The sequence below is a fragment of the Burkholderia sp. GbtcB21 genome, from assembly GCF_019091065.1.
Lineage (GTDB): Bacteria > Pseudomonadota > Gammaproteobacteria > Burkholderiales > Burkholderiaceae > Burkholderia > Burkholderia pyrrocinia_C.
This window is the reverse complement of record NZ_JAGXKA010000378.1, coordinates 1-247: the sequence shown is the minus strand read 5'-3', so window position 1 is coordinate 247 and position 247 is coordinate 1. Positions and strand designations below refer to the sequence as shown.

1 protein-coding gene is annotated in these 247 nt (G+C 69.2%); it reads left to right on the top strand.

What is annotated here, in order from left to right; translation table 11 throughout:
• Positions 1–247 (top strand): glycosyltransferase family 9 protein (locus KVT39_RS37140; protein WP_306795638.1); only part of this gene is annotated, 247 nt, incomplete at both ends.

Genomic DNA, 247 nt, shown 5'->3' with positions numbered 1-247 from the left:
TGAACGAGACGGCGCGGGTTTCCGCGCGTTTCAATCTCGATACACGCAAGCCGGTCGTCGTGTTCTGCCCGGGCGCCGAATACGGCCCGGCCAAGCGCTGGCCGCCCGAGCACTTCGCGTCGCTCGCGTCGATCGTGCACCAGTCGTTCCCGTACACGCAGATCGTCGCGCTCGGCTCGCAGATGGACGCCGCGGCCGCGCAGGCGATCGCCTACCACGCGCCGAACGTGCGCAACCTGTGCGGGCA